This window comes from Shewanella sp. 10N.286.45.A1 (assembly GCF_041470405.1).
Taxonomy (GTDB): domain Bacteria; phylum Pseudomonadota; class Gammaproteobacteria; order Enterobacterales; family Shewanellaceae; genus Shewanella.
On sequence record NZ_JBFRMK010000065.1, the window covers coordinates 9,151 to 9,420 of the forward strand.

General features: G+C 43.0%; 1 pseudogene. It reads right to left on the reverse strand.

Annotated elements, in window-relative coordinates:
* Window positions 1-270, reverse strand: a pseudogene (locus AB4238_RS05645) (transposase); the annotation flags it as partial.

Here is a 270-nt window from a genome sequence, read left to right on the forward strand (position 1 = left end):
CGACTGAGGATGTTTTCGGCGTTCGACGAAATTGCTCCACGTTTGTCATCACGAATAATTCTGCCTGTTTCATCGACTAATACGAGATAGTCTTGCAATGAAAAACCAATACCTTTGGGCTGATTTATCCGTTCATTGCCAATGAACGGTAATAGTTTCTTGGGCTGTTCGCCTTTCAGTGCAGCTTTGACTCTTAACTTAATACTAGTGAAGTCTGATTGCTCTGGTGTGTTCGCTATTTTCGCGCGTATAGGGTTGAGTTCCACATAC